This is a genomic window from Paraburkholderia sp. HP33-1 (assembly GCF_021390595.1).
Taxonomy (GTDB): Bacteria; Pseudomonadota; Gammaproteobacteria; order Burkholderiales; family Burkholderiaceae; genus Paraburkholderia.
Genome location: NZ_JAJEJR010000003.1, coordinates 86,614 through 102,945, shown reverse-complemented (window position 1 = coordinate 102,945; position 16,332 = coordinate 86,614). Strand labels below are relative to the sequence as shown.

The following is a 16,332-nucleotide window of genomic DNA, read 5'->3' as shown; positions in this document are numbered from 1 at the left end:
GCGGACGCTGGATCGAGCGAATGTCCGCTGGCGCGGACTTCGTTTCGGGTGGCGTGCCCGAATGGTGCGGTTATCTGACAGACCGCGACGGCAGGCGGTCTTCAGGAGCAAGCGCCCTAAGCTTGCGGCGGCAAAAGTGCCGAAAGCAGGCGGCGCAACTGCGCCAGTTCCGCCGGTGTCAGCCTTGCAGTGAGAATGCGCTCGACCTGCTCGACTCGCGGACGCAAGGCCGAAAGCTGCTTTTTACCGGCGGTGGTGAGAAACAGCACGTAACTGCGCTTGTCGACAGGATCGTCCGCGCGCTCGATCAGGCCGTTGCGAACCATGCGCGCAACGAGATCGGCAATCGTCGAACGGTCTACGTCGAGTTGATCCCCGAGTTGCCGCTGACTGACACCAGGCGTCTCCTGCAAGAACTCGAGCGCCGCGTACTGGACGCTCGTGATCTCTGTGGAAACCTCACTTAGCCAGACTGCTGCATGGCGCTGTTGGGCACGGCGCACCAGGCTGCCCGTAAATTTGGGGAGCGCGCCGGCGTCTTCAGATTTGATCGGCAATTTCGGGGTTTCGGGTTTCGAAGTGGTTTAACGCGCGCGGAAGATGGGCTCGAAGAAAGCGTTCAACTCCGCGTATGCGTTCAATGGAAGAACATGGGCCACGTATTGATCGGGACGGACGATAACGAGCGCGCCTCGTTCTCGATCGATGCCGCGCTCGTCGAAGATATCAGTCGTCGCGTCGCTCGTAAATGCCTTTTCGTAGTCGATGAGACCGTGGCGCCCCTTGCGCGGCAGCAGGAGCGCGGGCAGAGCGTCGAGACGGACTTCGCGATGCGGCTGCTGCAGCACCGCGCGCAGATCGAGGACGCTGTCCACGTCGGCGTCCTTCGGCGTGACTAGCCGCAAAACCGAATCGGGCGACGTGTCGAGATGCTCGCACAGCGCATTGAGCGCACGGCCGGACGCGTCCGCGAAAGCATACAGGCGCCAGCGGCCGTCCGCGCGACCGGCGTGCCCGAGATGGAACGGTTTGGCATCCGCGAGGCGAACGACTGGCGACGAGTGAAAGCGCGTGCCGATCGAAAAGCCTTTGGCGAGCGCCTGATGCGTCGCTTCGCCCGTCAAGGTGGCCGGCCGGTAACGCGTTGCGATGCCAGCCGTGTAGCGGCCGGCGCGAACGAAGTACGCCTGAAGCTCCGCGGGATCGACGCCGCTTGCCTCGGGCCGGTTGGGGTCCTTCGGCGGAGCGGCCATCATCGCCGACCATTCCTTGTCGAAATCGATCAGCTCCTGCGCAATGGGTTGGCGCTCGTCTGAATAGGTGCGCAGCAGATCGGCGTCGCTACGCCCCTCTAGCACCGCGCCGAGCTTCCAGCCGAGATTGAAGCCGTCCTGCATCGACACGTTCATGCCTTGGCCCGCTTTTGCGCTATGCGTATGGCAGGCATCGCCCGCGATGAACACGCGAGGTTCGCGGGAGGTGCCATCGGCGGCAACGGCGTCGTCGAAGCGGTCGGTGAGGCGCTGCCCGACCTCATAGACCGAGAACCACGCCACTTCTTTCACGTCGAGCGTGTAGGGGTGGAGAATGCGCTGAGCCGTCTCGATGATGCGATCGACCGTGATCTGTTTGATGCTGTCGCGGTTCTCCGGGGTGACATCGCCGAGGTCGACGTAGAAGCGGACAAGATAGCCGCCCTCACGCGGAATGATGAGCAGGTTGCCCTTGCTCGCGGACTGAATCGCCGCTTTCAGCCGGATGTCCGGAAAGTCGCTGACGGCCAGCGCGTCCATCACGCCCCACGCGTGATTGGCCGCGTCACCCCGCAGCGTTTGTCCGATCGCAGTGCGTACCCGGCTGCGAGCGCCGTCGCAACCGACGACATAGCGCGCACGCACGGTCACGGTTTCGTCGAGCCGCGCGGGATCGGTATGGCGCAACGTGACTAGCACTGGATATTCATGCGTATCGTCGCGCTGAACGTCGACGAATTCGAGGCCGTAATCCGGTTCGATCCGTCGCGCGGAGCGGCGCATCACATCGAGCAGATATTCCTGGATGCGGGCCTGATTGACGATGACGTGCGGAAATTCAGAAAGACCTGTTTCGGTATCCTGAACGCGCCCGGTACGACTGATCGCGCCGCGGTCATTTGCATCGGGGCGCCAGAATACCGTTTCGTTGACCCAATAGGCTTCCTGCAGCAGGCGATCACTGAGGCCGAACGCATTGAACATCTCGACGGTCCGGCACGCTACGCCATCTGCCTGGCCCATCTGCAGGGGGCCATCGCGGCGCTCGACGATGCGCGTGCTGATCGACGGGAATTGCGACAGTTGTGCCGCCAGCACGAGTCCAGCAGGGCCGCTTCCGACGATCAGCACGTCGACCGTCCCGGGCATCTGCGCCGCATGGCCGTTACCGATGGCTGGCTCGATCGTCGGATCGCCGACGCGGAAACCGTTGAGATGAAATTGCATGACATCCTCCTCCGTTCTGTAGATATCTACTGAACGCAAATATACTCCGTACACCAACCATTTTGAAGTACTTCTTGCGAGGATGATGTTTACCCTGGTGGTCTATCGACCATGCCAACCGCCGCCGTGGCCACCCCAGTAGCCGCCAACGCCGATACCCAAACTGACGGACGGTGCGACGTAATACCCGGGACCATAGCCATAGACGGGCGCTGGCTCGTAACCGTAGCCATAGCTGGGGGGTGGGGCGACGACGCAGCCCGCCAGGCCGATCGATAGGACTATCGCAAAGAGTAGTCTGGTCATGATTCTTTCCCTCCGGTCATCGGGGATGAGCAGTACCAGCAATCATCGTACCCAAGGGAATACCCCCCATCATTGCGCTTGAACAGCCCGCAGGTCACATGCTAAGTTAGGCTGGTATCGGTAACATCAGCACGTCAGAAAATATCTCTCCCGATGAGCACTATTCAAAATCCAGTTCTGCGCGGCTTCAACCCAGATCCCTGCGTATGCCGTGGCAAGGACGCGTGGTACATCGCGGTATCAACATTTGAGTGGTATCCGGGCGTTCTCATTTACGAATCTGAAGACTTCGTCAACTGGGAACTCAAGGCCACGCCTCTGGACAGGCTATCGCAATTGAACCTCATCGGAGAGCAGCCCTCCGGTGGCATATGGGCGCCCGCGCTGTCCTATCACGACGGCCTTTACTGGCTCGTCTATACCGACACCAAGGCATGGAAAGGCGAGCAGAAGATCTCCCCGCTGCGTGACATGCACAACTACCTCGTGACCGCCCCCGACATCACCGGACCCTGGTCGGAGCCCGTGCATCTCGTGTCCGGTGGATACGATCCATCCCTGTTCCACGATGAATCCGGCAAAAAGTGGCTGGCCTATATCCGGCGCGATTTCAGAGGTATCTACGAAGACCTTTTCGCCGGAATCATTCTGCGCGAATACTCGGTGCAGGAAAAAAAGCTGATCGGCGAAGAGCGCGTCATCTATAAGGGCGCCAATCTGAAGACTGACTACTTCATGAAGTGTCAGATCTACGAAGCGCCGCATTTACTGAAGAAGGGAGACTGGTACTACCTGATCACGGCGGAAGGGGGCACGGGCTATACGCATGCGACGTGTGTATCGAGGTCCCGCGAGATTTTCGGTCCGTACGAGCTTCATCCCGACACGCCGATGCTCACGTCGCGCGACGTGAACGGACGAATCCAGCGGACCGGCCACGGCAATCTGGTCGAGGGTCCGCACGGCCAGTGGTACATGACCTACCTCGGATCACGACCCATCGATGCGCACACGAAGCGCTCGCCGCTAGGTCGCGAGACCTGCGTCGCACCGATCGAATGGCATGCGGACTGGCCCCGTCTGGCCAGTGGCGGAGTGGTTCCCCGCGAATCTTTCGCGATCGACTCGGACATCGAGCAAAGGCTCGACAGCAGTTGGGCGATCGACTTTGGACAACGTGCAGAGTTGCCCCTGGAACTGCAGAGTCTGCGAATTCCTATCGGCGATGACTGGTGCAATCTTCACGAACGTCCGGGCTATCTGCGGATCCGGGGCCAGGAGTCGCCGACTTCGCGGTTCCATCAAAGCCTGCTGGCCTGTCGCATCCGTGACTGGCAGTTCGAAGTCGAAACAGAGCTGGAATTTTCTCCCATGTCGTATCTGCACATGGCTGGGCTCATGGCGCGTTACGACGAGAACACTTTCTACTATCTCTTTGTCACCCGCGACGACGACGGCACAAAAATACTCTCCTACATGGAGATGGATGCCGGCAGCTTCGCCTACAGCAATCGACTCGCGACGCTGCCGGAGGCCTCCGGGATCGGTCTGCGGGTTCGCGTCGTGGACGCGAAACTGCGCTTCTTCTATCGCTCGACGGACGGTGACTGGAACGATCTCGGACTGGAAAAAGATTTCACGAAACTGAGCGATGAATATGCAACCCCCATCGGCTTCACGGGGGCTTTCGCCGGTATCACCGTCAACGACATGCTTGGCTTTCGCGAACCTGCCGACTTCAAGTCATTCTCCTACCGTCAACTGACCGGATAGAACCGGGATTTCGTGTCATCGCTGTTGTTTAATAATAAGGAAGACCTCATGCGCTTTCGTTGGAGACATCGCTATCTCGTGCTGCTGATCCTGTTTGCGATCTATCTGCTCTGTTACATGGACAGAATGATCATGGCGGCGGCTATTCCATTTATTGCGTCCGAGTTTCATCTGTCGGCGATGGAAATGGGCGGAATCCTCAGTGCGTTCTTCTTCAGCTACGCGCTATGTCAGATCCCAGCTGGCCTGCTCGCAGACAGGTTCGGCCCGCGGCTCATGACGACAATCGGCGTCACGTGGTGGACGATCTTCACCGCGCTCACCGGACTGTGCAATTCGCTCGGCTTGATGCTGGTGGTGCGGGTCGCGTTCGGCATCGGCGAAGCGCTGTTTCCCCCCGCCGCGTTCAAGGCACTCTCGGCATGGTTCCCAAAGCGCGAAGTGGGACGGGCGACCGGGCTCATGATGACCACCAATGCGCTCGGACCCGCACTGGCGCCGCTGTTTGTGGCGGCCGTCATGGCCGCGTGGGGGTGGCGCGCGATCTTCACGAGTCTGTTCATACCCGGCATCGCGATGGCCGTATTCGGCTGGATTTATATCAGAAACAGCCCGAAGGACAGCAAGCACGTTTCGGAAATCGAATTAGAGGAAATCGGCAACAGCGAAAAGAAATTGCCCACCTCCGTCGGCAAATCCGATTTCGCTGGATTGATGAAAACGCCACTGGTCTGGTGGTGCTTTGTCACCCTGTTCGTTTTCAGCATCGCGTCGTGGGGGATCATGAGCTGGTTCCCGACGTATCTGCTGAACGCACGCGGCCTTTCGACGGCGAGGATGGGCATTATGGCGTCGGTGCCATTTCTCGTCGGCACGATCGCCTATTGCATCACGGGCTTTCTTTCCGATAAGTTCTTTCGCAATCGTCGCGAGTTGCTTGTCGTGCTCGGCTGCGTCGTGGCCGCCATCTTTGCCTATCTGACGGCCCATGCCGAAACTGCGGAAACGGCGGTGTTCGATCAGACGATCGGCTATTTCTTCTCGACCATGGCCGGCTGTTCGCTGTACACCATCCCGAACGCTGCGCTGCCGAACAAGGTCGTCGGGTCGGCAATCGGCTTTGTCAACGCAGGGGGGCAACTGGCGGGATTTCTTTCTCCGCTGATCGTCGGTTACATCCTGACCAGGACGAATAACGACTTCAATGTCGTGTTCCATCTCTTCGTCGGCTGCTTTTTGCTGGCTTCGGTGTCCGCATGGTTCATCAATACGAGGACGGACCTCAGCGGTACGGACACGCAGACCGCCGGGAGAGAGGTGAGCGCACAGAATCAGACAGCGGGATAAGCGGAGCGACCGGGGCCTAAGCTAGTGATACCTTCGGTAAAGGAGCCGGGGAGATGAAGAAGTGAGTCCGGCGGACGCGGTCGGTGATGGACAAGGGAACCTGCCGCGTGGCACGATCCGCAAATACATGAACCGACCTGACTTGTTCATGGGGCCGGTCAACACGAAGCGTGGCAAGGTATACGGCGTGTGGCATCGACCGTTCCTGCGCGAACGTGGAACGGACGTTTCAGACCTTGTGTGGCTGCGCAAAAAGTGGCGTGGCGAGCACGCCGGCCTATTGCCCTGAGGCCCCAATACGACCGGCAGACTGAAGCTGCTGGTGGCGTTCCACGCGCCCGTCGAAACCCGCAAGCGTCTGGATTTCGACGAGCGAGCAGAGAAGGTCGTAGCCGTGAACTTCGACAAGGTGTTCGGCCGGGAACTGGTGAAGGCCGTTGCAAGTGCGAAGTAACACAGTCATCTCAGTTTGTGCTTACGCAACCAGGAGCGCAATTTCGTGGTGGTGATTTCTCCTGTCTCAGTATCGACAGCCTGTACGATCCGATCGATCCGAAACGTCCGGTCCGCATTGCGAAGGTGGCAGCGCGCCAGGATATAGCCGCCTTCGGGGTCATAGTGACGTGTCGTGATATTCCGGGAAGTGACCTCGCCGATCCCGTCCCTGTACTCGATGGTCAATCGTTCAATAACCGTTATTGCACTTTCAGACTGCACGTAACGGTCTGTCGGTCCGTATGTGTCGTTGAAGGAGCGGCGATGCTCCGAACTGACTTGACTGGACGGTGTTGCTTTGTCTTTCGCGCCACGCTTATGCATCCCGAAAAACATTCCAAGTACGAACAAGGCTATCTCGAAAATTATGTAGTACAACGTCATATATTTTCCTTGTGTCTTGTTCGCGCGATTCTATCCAACAACCTGCTACCGACTGCGCAGGTCGGCGCAGTTTGCGCCGATTTTGCTGAGACTGGTGCGAAAGGTACTTTTCTGCCCTCGGGAAAATGTGGGCATTGCTCGCCGCGGCTTTTCCCTGGCGACAGCTTTCAAAAAGTCTTTGCACCGTGGCTGACGGCCTCATGGACCCGACGCTCGTCGGCACTCCGTCGCGCGCGATCGCATTGGCGCAGCGGCCCGCAAATGACGTCGCAAAGGACACTTTGCAGACGGGCGACGGTGCAAAGGGACTGGTTTATGGTGAGGCGTTACGGCTGAGAGAAGGAACTGCGCGGCACTGCTGCGCCTCCTTGAATACGAGAAGAAGTCCGGCGCGCTGGTCGAGGTGGCCGTCGCGAAAGGTGGCCGTGCGTACCTGCTCGCTCAAGGGACTTCCCGATCGCCGACCGGTACCGGTGAACACTGCAGCGCTTCTCGCTGACGCTGCTCAAGGCTGCTTTTTTTGTTGAACCGCGAACCGGACAGATGCACCTGAAAATGAGATGCCCGGGATTATCGTTAATTTTCGTCAAAACAGCTCTATCCCAAATTAAAGCTGTTGACCGTGACCCGTCTGGATGATTAATTCTTCAGGTATTGTCTGGTAGATAGGAAGAGGTCGAATGGAGCAGCAGACACAGAAATACACCGGAGGCAAGGAGGAGTGCCTTCTTTGCCGGATCACATATTCAATATTTTCCAACTTCCCGTCAATGCCGTCTGCGATGGCTCTGAACGTCGAAACGGGCGTATGGTTTCCGCACGATAGGCTTCGCTCATATTCGACCGGATACCAAATGGCCGACGCCCTGGGTTACGCATGGGCGTGCAAATGTCGCGAACGCGCCAGTAAGCGGTACGACGAGCAAGTGACGTTGGTGGATCGCGTTACGGGTCAACCCCTTCGGAATTTTCCTTACCGGTTTCGTGCTGAGGGCGGAACCGTGATGCAAGGCATAACGGGAGCTGATGGTCTTACGGGTCGCGTCAAGACCGCCGAAGCAATTGACCTCGATTTGGAACATACGATAGGAGAAGGTGATGGCTGGGAGTAGACTCACGACGGTAACTACGAACACAACGGCTAACTCAAAGGTGACCGTCAAGACGGACCCAACTGAACTCATCTATCTCGCCAAGACGATATACGGCGAAGCGCGGGGGACAAATCACGAGTCGAAAGTAGCAGTGGGCTGGTCAATCCGAAATCGTGTCGAACGCAAGTTTCGCGGTAGCACCTATAAAGAGGTGGTGACTGCGCCGTGGCAGTATGACGCGTGGCTAAAGAATGATCCGAACTACCGCGAGGTACAGCATCCAAGTAACAAGGCGGCTTGGAATGACAGCCTGGACGCAGCGAGGGAAGTCTATTACGCTGCGTCCGCTTCCAATCCGATACCAGGGGCGACGCATTATTACAGCCCTGATGCGCAGGCCCAGCTACATAAGAAAGATCCGAAAATGTATCCAGCGGTGCCCCGCTTTCTTACACTTGATGCTATACAAGTCCCAAATCCTTCGGGGGTTTCTGAACATGACCTCAAGTTTTACAAGAACGTTCGCTAGCGTAATTTTGTCGTGTTTGACCGCCGTCAGCTACGCTCTCCCCTTGGCGGCATATGGTCCAGACGAGCCTGTCAATGATCTGTATCGAGGTCCCGGTGGATGGGCGATATCTGTGAAATGCAAGCACAGCGGAGCGCCCGATGATTGTGTTGTCTCTGTGTTAAAAAACGGAAAAACAACTCAGACAATTATCAAGACATCAGTCCGACCAGGAGTTCAATGGTACGGGGACATCGCGATGATGCGGTTCCCTTGCGGTACTGGCTGCCGCAACGATATGTTCTTCAGTCCGCCGAACAAGGTTGACGGGCATGAGTTAGTCGCGCAAGACGCGATTGATTTCAAGCGCCGTCTGGTTGTTAGTGTGGCGTCTAACCCGCTCGAGGTTTTTAGACTCTTTGCAGGCAAGGGGCCTGTGGCGACACTGCACCTTGCGACTTCGTACACTCAACCGGACGTTGAAAGACTTCGCTGGGGGCGTGATCGTCTCGATGTTTGGTATCGAGACGATTCAGGGGCGTTGAAACGAGCGTCGGTCGCAATTCCGCGAAATTGATCTTCCTGCTCCGCGATGGCTGTTAGAGACTATGCAAAGACACGCCCCGTTTCGGCGGGGGTCTCTAACGAACAAAAATCACACCCTGTGATTTTCACGCTGTTTCGGGCAGGGCGGGCGCGTCCTCGGGGCCGAGGTCATAGCCTTCGTACTCGGGATTCGGCAGCTGCGGTACTGGCACTTAGCGTCCTGACCAGAACGAATAACGACTTCAATGTTGTGTTCCATCTCTTCGTCGGCTGCTTTTTGCTGGCTTCGGTGTCTGCAAGGTTCATCAATACGAGGACGGACCTCAGCGGTACCAGCACGCAGACCGCCGGGAGAGAGGTGAGCGCATAGAATCAGACAGCGGGATAAGCGGAGCGACCGGGGCCCACGGCGGTGATACTTCCGACAAACGAATCAGGGGCCGTCCCCGGCCCCTGCCACTCGCCCCGCCCTGCGAAAACGCATCAGCGCCGCACCGCGTCACCTTTAACACCCACCATCAACGCGACCCCGCTAACCACAAGCAGACCCGCAAGCAGATAAACGGCGAGATCCATACTGCCCGTCGTCGTACGTATCTGACCGATTACCCACGGGCTGACGATGCCGCTAGTGATCCCGATGCTGCTAATGAACGCAATACCCGACGCAGCCGCTTTGCCGGATAGATAGCTGGTGGGAACCGCCCAAAAAATCGGCAGCGCAGCAAAGATCAACACGGCGGCCAGCGACAGAATCGCCAGCATCGCGGGAAAGCTGCTCAGGTGCAGGGTGAGCGCCGCGAGAGCGAGCCCGCCGCCCACCGTGCAGAATGCGAAATGCTTGCGGCGTTCCCCGGTTCGATCCGAGCGGCGCGCAATCAGAATCAGGCCGACCGCGCCGATAGCATTCGGCACCACCGTGTAGAGACTCACTGCCACGACATCCTGAACGCCGAAATCGCGGATCATCAACGGCATCCAGAAGTTGAGCGTCAGCGAGGCACAGGTCAGCGAAAAATAGATGAACGCGAACAGATAGACGCGCGGATTGAGCAACGCGGCAGAGAAGCTGCGAGCGTCATGCATGCTGTCTTTCGCCTGGCCTTGCGCGCAAAGCGCGACGAGCCGTTCCTTTTCGGCCTGCGTGAGCCAGCTCGCGTCGTGAGGCCTGTCGACCAGATAGCGCCAGGTGAGCAATCCGAGGATCACAGCGGGTGCGCCTTCGATCGCAAACATCCACTGCCAGCCGAACAGGCTCAGCACGCCACTCATGTCACGCATGATCCAGCCGGAGAAAAGTCCGCCTAGCACACCCGCCACCGCCACGCCCGCGAAGAACACCGAGATCACGGCGGCACGCCGGCTGGCAGGAAACCAGTACGTCAGATACAGCACGATGCCGGGGAAAAAACCCGCCTCGAACACGCCCAGCATGAAGCGCAGAATGTAAAAGTGCGTGGGCTTCGACACGAACATCATGCTCATTGACGCAATGCCCCATAGCAGCATGATCCGCATGAAGGTTTTGCGCGCACCGTATTTGGCGAGCAGGATGTTGCTCGGCACTTCGCACAGCACGTAGCCGACGTAGAACACGGCTGCGCCGAGTCCGTACATCGCGTCGCTGAAGCCGAGATCATGCTTCATCTGCAGTTGCGCGAAGCCGATGTTGATCCGGTCCAGAAAGGACACGACGTAGCAAAGAAACAGAAACGGCACGATGCGCCAGGCGACCTTCTGAAACATCGAATCGTCGCTCGCGACAGGCGCGATGTGGCCGATGGCGTCGCCATCGAGGGAGTGTTGCATGTCTCGCTCCAGGTGCGGGACGCGCCTGTGCGAAGACGAGCGCGCCCGAGGCGTCTAGCGCGCCTTCATGGTTTGAACGGTAAAAAGGAAAGACCGGACGGCCTTTCCTCGAGTGCGGGAGGCGATCAGTTCTGCAGCGCGTCCCACATTTCCTTGTCGCGCTGCGCGGTCCAGATGCGCGGATGGCTGATGCCGCTTGCCTCGTCGTAGGCTCGCGACACGTCGAACGGCAGGCAATGCTCGTAGATGAAGACATTCCCGAACTTCGGGTCCATTGCCTTGCGCGTGAGCGCCATTGCACCCTTCAGGTCGAGCTTGTCCTTGAATGCGTCACGGCCTGCCTGCAGCAGCGTGGTGACGAAGTCTTTCGTGTAGTCGATGCCTTTGTTCACTTCCGCGGGCGTCAGCAGCGCGGGGCCGCGCCCCGGCACCAGTTTGTCCGCGTTCAGCGCGCGGAGTGCTTCAAGCGTCGCCGGCCATTGTTCGAGTTGCGCGTCGCCGCAATAGCAGGCCGCGTCGTACTCCACCAGGTCGCCGGAGAACAGCACCTTCTGCGACGGCAGCCAGACGACCGTGTCGCCCTTCGTGTGGCCCGAGCCGAGATGCGCGATGCGCACTTCGAGCTTGCCGAGAAAGAGCGTCATTTCCTTTTCGAACACCAGCGTGGGCCACGTCAGACCGGGCACCGTTTCGGCACCGGCAAAAAGGCGCGGGAAGCGTTGGATCTCCGACTTCATATCGGCTTCGCCGCGCTCGACGATCATCTCGTAGGTGCCGCGGCTGGCGATCACCTGCTGCGCGCCTTCCTTGAAGTAGGCCGATGCGCCCAGCACGCGCACCGCGTGATAGTGCGACAGCACGACGTATTTGATCGGCTTGTCGGTGACGCTGCGGATCTTCGCGATCAGGTCTTGCGCCATGGCTGGCGTGGCAGTGGTGTCGACGATCAGCACGCCGTCGTCGCCGATGATCACGCCCGAGTTCGGGTCGCCCTCGGCCGTGTACGCGTACGCGTTTTCCGACAATTGGGTCCACGTGATCTTCTTTTCTTCCAGGTCGGCCTGGGATGCGAAAGCCTTCGCCATGAGTGTCTCCGTCTGACGACTTGTTGGAGGATGACTAATAGTCGTCGTCGCTCTAATATTTGTCAATGACAAAATACCTTGTCATTCACTAACATAGGGTAAACGCCGTTGGTTGGACGGAGCGGTCCGATCGGATACCATCTAGGCCTTCCACGGCGACACCGAACGGGTCGAATTTCCTTCGGGTCAGGGTTGGGCAACACGATGGCTGATACGACAATCGAAAAGAAACAGCGGGGCATTCAGAGCGTCGAGGTTGGCGGGCGTCTTCTGCAGGCGCTGGCGCGACAGCGCGAACCGCTCGGGCTGACAGAACTCGCCGGCGAGGCGCAACTGTCGTCGGCGCAGGCGCATACGTATCTGGTGAGCCTGACGCGCCTCGGCCTCGTCAAGCGTGACGCACTGACCGGCAACTACGAGCCGGGGCCGCTCTCGTTGCGGCTTGGTCTCATGCATATCGAACAACAACCGGTCTATCGCATCGCGGCGCCCTATGCGGCCGCGCTCGCGGAGCGGATCGGTCTTAGCGTGGCGATCTGCGTGGCGGGCGTGCAGGGTCCGGCGATCGTGCGATACGAGCGCAGCGGTTCTCCGCTGCATGTGAATCTGCACATCGGCACGGTGATGTCGCTCGAGGCCACGTCGACGGGCCGTGTCTTTTGCGCGTTCTGCGCGCCCGAGCAGGTCGCGGCAATGGCGAGAAGCCAGGCGCAGTCGATGGACCCGGCGCCGGCCCGCGGCCGTGCAGCCAAAGGGCCGGCTAGCGCGGAGTGGCGCAAACGCTTCGATGAGATCCGCGCGCGCGGCATCGAGCGCGGCATCGATGCACCGAGTCCGGGCATCAGCAGTCTGAGCGTGCCGGTGTTCGATGGCGAGCACCGGATGCAACTCGCGTTGACGGCGATCGGCTCGTCGGGCTCGATCGACGTCGAGTGGGACGGCACGGTCGCGCGTCAGTTGCTGGAAACTTCCCGACGTATCACCGAAGCAGTGGTCACACCCACCTGAGAACCATGCAGATCGAATCCCCGGGCGCGTCCGACGCGAACTCGCCTCAACTCAACGACACGAAAGCTCAGCGCGGGATCAGCGCGCTCGACAACACCGGCGAACTGTTGCTGGCACTCGTTGCCGCCGGCCGCCCGCTGTCGCTGCGCGATCTGGCCGCTGCCGCAGGGATGCCCGCGGCCAAGGCGTTTCCGCATCTGGTGAGTCTGCTCAAGGTGGGCTTGCTGAGCCGCGACGACGCGGGTCTTTTCAGCGCGGGACCGCTCGGCATGGAACTGGGCCTGATCGCGTTGCAGCGCATGTCGCCGATTCGCGATGCCGAACCGGAGATCGTCACGCTCGCGTCGGAGTCCGGCATGAGCGTCGCGGTGGCGATTCTTGGGCCTCTGGGTCCGACCGTGATTCGCTTCGAAGAGTCGGCCAGACCGCAACACGTGAGCCTGCGGGTGGGCACCGTGATGTCGCTCGTCAACACGGCGATAGGACGCGTGTTCGCCGCGCATCTTGTGGACGACGTATTGGTCGGCCTGCTGTCGCAGGAATCGATCAGACTCGCGGGCGCGCCGCTCGCCGAGGTGCTCGTGTCGCCGAAAAAGGGCGCGCCGTCGTTGGCTCCGGCCTATCTGGCACGTCGCGCGAAGATTCTGAACGAGGGTATCGATGACGCGCTCGATGCGCCGGTGCCCGGCATCGGCGCGTTGGCCGCGCCTGTGTTCGATCACACAGGCAGCGTCAGTCTGGTGGTTGCCGTGATTGGTCCGTCGGGCAGCTTCGATTTCGGCCTGCACGGCACGACCGCACAAAGGCTGCTCGCCACGACCAGGCGGCTGTCGTGGCGGTTCGGCTGGATTGGGTAGCCGTACAGCGTCGGATTGGTCACTCAGGCGTCGGTGCCACACCCGCGCGCGCCAGCGCGAGCGCTTCGAGTAGCACGTCGGCATCGCCAATGTGGTTCGCGAGCAGCAGCACCAGCTTCGCGTTCATGAAATGGCTTTGCTCGTCGGTCAGTCCATTGTGCGCGTCGATGAGCTTTTCGTAGAACGCGTCGGGGTCCGCAATATTCGTTTCGATGTTCAGCTTGTTCATGATGGTTATCCGTTGCAGGTTGCGCGATCGACGGCCTTGGCGACCGACGCGGTGTCGAGGGCGCGCCAGCGCGCGCAGACGTGCTGATCCGGACGCAGCAGATAGAACGTGCCGGGCCGGGCATCGAAGCGATGCGTGACGATGCCTTCGACGTCCTCGACCACCTTGACGTGCGGCATGTCGGGCAGAGCGGTCACGGCCGCGCCACGCGGCACGACGATCAACGAACGCACAGGAACCGCGAGGCGTGCGAGCGCGCGAAGCTGTTCGGCGCATTTGGTCAGGTCGTCGCCCTGTCCGCAAAAATACACGCCTGTGAAGTCGCTGTGGCCTGTCTGATTCAGCAGCCATGCGTCGTCGCCTTCGAGTTTGACGGGCGCGTCGGTGCATGCTGTGCCCGGCACCATCGTGCCTGTGAAAGCGTCGGCGTCGGGCGTGTTCAATGGTGAGTCGCGCAGCACCGCCGGCACCGACAGACGGCCGCTGTTGACGATGCGCCGCGCGAACGGACACTCTTTCGCGAGCCTCAGCGTGGCATCGCGGAACATCCGCGAAACCGCGCTTTTTGGCGTGATGAAGTCGGTGGCGCGCGATGAGTTCAGGATGTTTTCGTCCGCCGCATATTCGCGCTCCGAGGCATAGGTATCGAGCAGGGCGGGCGGCGCGTCGCCGTTGACGACCAGACGCAGCTTCCAGGCCAGATTGTCGGCATCCTGCACGCCGCTATTTGCGCCGCGCGCGCCGAACGGCGACACGCCGTGCGCCGAATCGCCGGCGAACAGCACGCGGCCATGCCGGAAACTGTCCATCCGCAGACATGAGAATGTATAGACGCTGACCCATTCGAGCTCGAACTCGGCATCGTCGCCAAGCAGTGCTTTCACGCGAGGAATCACTTTTTCAGGCTGCTTTTCCGCGACCGGATCGGCGTCCCAGCCGAGCTGGAAATCGATGCGCCAGACGTTGTCAGGCTGCTTGTGGAGCAGTACTGATTGATTGCGATGGAAAGGCGGATCGAACCAGAACCAGCGTTCGGTCGGAAACGGCGCCTTCATTTTCACGTCCGCGATCAGGAAGCGGTCCTTGAAGGTGCGCCCGTGGCTGTCGAGACCAAGTGCCTTGCGCGCTGTACTGCGCGAGCCGTCGGCGGCGATCACGTATTGCGCGCGCATCGGATAGATGCCGTCGGGCGTTTCGACCTGCAACTCGACATGGTCGTCTTGTTGGGTCAGGCCAATCACATTGCTTTTCCAGCGCATCTGCAGATTCGCGGTTTGCTTCGCGCGGTCCGCCAGATAGCCTTCGACGTAGTACTGCTGCAGGTTGATGAATGCAGGGCGCGCGTGGCCTGTCTCGGGCAGCAGGTTGAACGTATAGATCAGCTCGTCCTGCAGGAACACCTTGCCGACATTCCAGCTCACGCCTTTATCGACCATCTGCGCGCCGCAGCCGAGCCGGTCGAAAATTTCCAACGTCCGCTTCGCGAAACAGATCGCGCGCGAACCGCTCGACAGCGTGTCGTCGTTGTCAAGCAGCACGGTGCGAACGCCCTGCTGGGCCAGATCGATGGCCGCGGATAGCCCGACTGGGCCCGCCCCGATCACGACGACCGGGTAGGTGAGCGGGGCATCGGAATCGTGGTCGGCGGCTCGCTCGTAGTCGAACCGCATCGTTTGGTAGTCGATCTGCATGGCGTCTCCAGATTCTGCGGCGTCTTGATTAATATATAGCAAGGCGTTTTGCTCCTTGCTAATATTTGACCATTCTATAAAGCTTTTCGAGCGCTCGTATCTGTATTTACCCTGGTGCCGGGCGTACCTGCCTCAAAAAGCCTTCGCTTTTCACGACGCGAGATCGTTCGATTCGCCCGCGACACGAAGGGCGGGTTGGCGGAAGCTAGACGGGCGACAGAGGTTCCACGTTTTCAGGTAGAACCGCGTGATCGTCGGCTCCCTTACGCCTGCGCGGCGGCAACTGGCACTATCCCGAACAACGTGTCGACCTACAGCGCGCTGCTCGAGAATGTACAAAAACTACATTTAAGGCGTTGCAATGATGTAGTTTATCTACTACTATTGCCTCGTCGGTCGAATCGACCGACTGCGCAATACCTGCCTGATGCAGTGCGCGTGCGCTTGCCGCAAGCGGCGAAGCAGTTCCGAAGGTATATTTACACTCTTGCCTGTTACCGGTAACAAAAACGGTAAAAGGCGGCTCTGACGCAGCCGTCAGAATCGTGCAATGTTTCCGGTCAGGAGGCATTGATCCGGTCTTCAGCGTCTTCTAATTAATTAGTCGTACTAAAGCGAATTTGGAAGAGAAATTCATGGCGTGATGCGCGCAACCATCGTGGCGAGGTGTGCGGATTTCTCCGCAGCGGAGACAACGAGCGCATTTTCGTCTGACGAACT

Annotated in this window: 15 protein-coding genes; 7 read left to right on the top strand and 8 right to left on the bottom strand. The window is 59.7% G+C overall.

Translation table 11 applies throughout. The features are described from left to right. Positions 1-116: 116 nt before the first annotated feature. From L0U81_RS27480 to L0U81_RS27470, 3 genes are all read right to left on the bottom strand, one after another. On the bottom strand, positions 117-557 hold the full coding sequence (locus L0U81_RS27480; protein WP_233808143.1) for a MarR family winged helix-turn-helix transcriptional regulator: 441 nt from the start codon (positions 555-557) through the stop codon (positions 117-119). A 27-nt stretch (positions 558-584) separates the two neighbouring features. Next, positions 585-2,480 (bottom strand): FAD-binding monooxygenase, encoded by a 1,896-nt coding sequence (locus tag L0U81_RS27475; protein WP_233808141.1) that lies wholly within the window; start codon positions 2,478-2,480, stop codon positions 585-587. 102 nt (positions 2,481-2,582) lie between these two features. Further along, the gene (locus tag L0U81_RS27470) at positions 2,583-2,786 is read right to left on the bottom strand and encodes a hypothetical protein (RefSeq protein WP_233808139.1); all 204 of its coding nucleotides are present in this window, start codon (positions 2,784-2,786) and stop codon (positions 2,583-2,585) included. 153 nt (positions 2,787-2,939) lie between these two features. Between L0U81_RS27470 and L0U81_RS27465 the strand changes: the two genes are divergently transcribed. The 3 genes from L0U81_RS27465 to L0U81_RS33600 all read left to right on the top strand — a co-directional run bounded on the left by L0U81_RS27465 (position 2,940) and on the right by L0U81_RS33600 (position 6,360). After that, entirely contained in the window at positions 2,940-4,559 is a 1,620-nt protein-coding gene (locus L0U81_RS27465; RefSeq protein WP_233808137.1) for a glycoside hydrolase family 43 protein, read from the top strand. A gap of 48 nt (positions 4,560-4,607) precedes the next feature. Continuing rightward, positions 4,608-5,906 (top strand): MFS transporter, encoded by a 1,299-nt coding sequence (locus tag L0U81_RS27460; RefSeq protein WP_233808135.1) that lies wholly within the window; start codon positions 4,608-4,610, stop codon positions 5,904-5,906. A gap of 322 nt (positions 5,907-6,228) precedes the next feature. Then, positions 6,229-6,360, top strand: coding sequence for a hypothetical protein (locus L0U81_RS33600; protein WP_267957321.1), 132 nt, complete (start codon positions 6,229-6,231; stop codon positions 6,358-6,360). 5 nt (positions 6,361-6,365) lie between these two features. Here the strand turns inward: L0U81_RS33600 and L0U81_RS27455 are convergent, their stop codons facing one another. Next, entirely contained in the window at positions 6,366-6,785 is a 420-nt protein-coding gene (locus L0U81_RS27455; protein ID WP_233808133.1) for a WYL domain-containing protein, read from the bottom strand. A gap of 680 nt (positions 6,786-7,465) precedes the next feature. On the opposite strand from L0U81_RS27455, the gene L0U81_RS27450 reads away from it, so the two are divergent. Together L0U81_RS27450 and L0U81_RS27445 are read left to right on the top strand one after the other, a co-directional pair. Further along, a complete protein-coding gene (locus L0U81_RS27450; protein WP_233808131.1) occupies positions 7,466-7,897 on the top strand; it encodes a hypothetical protein in 432 nt (143 codons plus the stop codon). Positions 7,898-7,937: 40 nt separating this feature from the next. Further along, positions 7,938-8,408, top strand: a complete 471-nt coding sequence (locus tag L0U81_RS27445) for a cell wall hydrolase (protein WP_233808129.1) — start codon at positions 7,938-7,940, stop codon at positions 8,406-8,408. Positions 8,409-9,416: 1,008 nt separating this feature from the next. Here L0U81_RS27445 and L0U81_RS27440 read toward each other — a convergent pair. Both L0U81_RS27440 and L0U81_RS27435 read right to left on the bottom strand, forming a co-directional pair. Beyond that, on the bottom strand, positions 9,417-10,742 hold the full coding sequence (locus L0U81_RS27440; RefSeq protein WP_233808127.1) for an MFS transporter: 1,326 nt from the start codon (positions 10,740-10,742) through the stop codon (positions 9,417-9,419). A 125-nt stretch (positions 10,743-10,867) separates the two neighbouring features. Next, positions 10,868-11,827, bottom strand: a complete 960-nt coding sequence (locus tag L0U81_RS27435; protein ID WP_233808125.1) for an MBL fold metallo-hydrolase — start codon at positions 11,825-11,827, stop codon at positions 10,868-10,870. A 204-nt stretch (positions 11,828-12,031) separates the two neighbouring features. Here L0U81_RS27435 and L0U81_RS27430 point away from each other — a divergent pair, with 204 nt between their 5' ends. Both L0U81_RS27430 and L0U81_RS27425 read left to right on the top strand, forming a co-directional pair. Next, positions 12,032-12,835: an IclR family transcriptional regulator gene (locus L0U81_RS27430; protein ID WP_233808124.1), complete on the top strand. Its 804-nt coding sequence runs from the start codon at positions 12,032-12,034 to the stop codon at positions 12,833-12,835. A gap of 5 nt (positions 12,836-12,840) precedes the next feature. Next, entirely contained in the window at positions 12,841-13,692 is an 852-nt protein-coding gene (locus L0U81_RS27425) for an IclR family transcriptional regulator (protein WP_233808123.1), read from the top strand. Positions 13,693-13,711: 19 nt separating this feature from the next. On the opposite strand, the gene L0U81_RS27420 is transcribed toward L0U81_RS27425, so the two are convergent. After that, positions 13,712-13,921 (bottom strand): DUF2783 domain-containing protein, encoded by a 210-nt coding sequence (locus tag L0U81_RS27420; RefSeq protein ID WP_233808122.1) that lies wholly within the window; start codon positions 13,919-13,921, stop codon positions 13,712-13,714. 5 nt (positions 13,922-13,926) lie between these two features. Further along, positions 13,927-15,612 carry an FAD-dependent oxidoreductase gene (locus L0U81_RS27415; protein WP_233808121.1) on the bottom strand — a complete coding sequence of 562 codons (1,686 nt, stop codon included), beginning with the start codon at positions 15,610-15,612 and terminating at the stop codon, positions 13,927-13,929. Positions 15,613-16,332: the final 720 nt, after the last annotated feature.

Coding starts and splice junctions, on each gene's coding strand:
- L0U81_RS27475 (WP_233808141.1), bottom strand. CDS start 2,480: ATGCAATTTCATCTCAACGGTTTCCGCGTCGGCGATCCGACGATCGAG.
- L0U81_RS27470 (WP_233808139.1), bottom strand. CDS start 2,786: ATGACCAGACTACTCTTTGCGATAGTCCTATCGATCGGCCTGGCGGGC.
- L0U81_RS27465 (WP_233808137.1), top strand. CDS start 2,940: ATGAGCACTATTCAAAATCCAGTTCTGCGCGGCTTCAACCCAGATCCC.
- L0U81_RS27460 (WP_233808135.1), top strand. CDS start 4,608: ATGCGCTTTCGTTGGAGACATCGCTATCTCGTGCTGCTGATCCTGTTT.
- L0U81_RS27455 (WP_233808133.1), bottom strand. CDS start 6,785: ATGACGTTGTACTACATAATTTTCGAGATAGCCTTGTTCGTACTTGGA.
- L0U81_RS27450 (WP_233808131.1), top strand. CDS start 7,466: ATGGAGCAGCAGACACAGAAATACACCGGAGGCAAGGAGGAGTGCCTT.
- L0U81_RS27440 (WP_233808127.1), bottom strand. CDS start 10,742: ATGCAACACTCCCTCGATGGCGACGCCATCGGCCACATCGCGCCTGTC.
- L0U81_RS27435 (WP_233808125.1), bottom strand. CDS start 11,827: ATGGCGAAGGCTTTCGCATCCCAGGCCGACCTGGAAGAAAAGAAGATC.
- L0U81_RS27430 (WP_233808124.1), top strand. CDS start 12,032: ATGGCTGATACGACAATCGAAAAGAAACAGCGGGGCATTCAGAGCGTC.
- L0U81_RS27425 (WP_233808123.1), top strand. CDS start 12,841: ATGCAGATCGAATCCCCGGGCGCGTCCGACGCGAACTCGCCTCAACTC.
- L0U81_RS27420 (WP_233808122.1), bottom strand. CDS start 13,921: ATGAACAAGCTGAACATCGAAACGAATATTGCGGACCCCGACGCGTTC.
- L0U81_RS27415 (WP_233808121.1), bottom strand. CDS start 15,612: ATGCAGATCGACTACCAAACGATGCGGTTCGACTACGAGCGAGCCGCC.